Annotated in this window: 1 protein-coding gene; it reads left to right on the top strand. The window is 72.3% G+C overall.

Annotation, left to right across the window (positions count from 1 at the left end; genetic code table 11):
- Positions 1–238 (top strand): IclR family transcriptional regulator C-terminal domain-containing protein (locus KVT39_RS37330; protein WP_217591519.1); only part of this gene is annotated, 238 nt, incomplete at both ends.

Genomic DNA, 238 nt, shown 5'->3' on the forward strand with positions numbered 1-238 from the left:
CCAGCCGGGCGAGCTGCGCCCGCTGCACGCGAACTCAATCGGCAAGGCGATCTTCGCGGATCTCGCCGGCGATGCGCAGCAGGCGCTCGGCGCGCAGTTGCCGTTCGAGCGTTTCACCGACGCGACGATCGCGGGCCTGCCGGCGCTCGTCGCGCAAACCGCGCGGTTTCGCGAACTCGGCTGGGCCGAGAACTTCGGCGAAAGCGCGCCCCAGCTGTCGGCGGTCGCGGTCGCGCTG

The organism is Burkholderia sp. GbtcB21 (assembly GCF_019091065.1).
Classification (GTDB): domain Bacteria; phylum Pseudomonadota; class Gammaproteobacteria; order Burkholderiales; family Burkholderiaceae; genus Burkholderia; species Burkholderia pyrrocinia_C.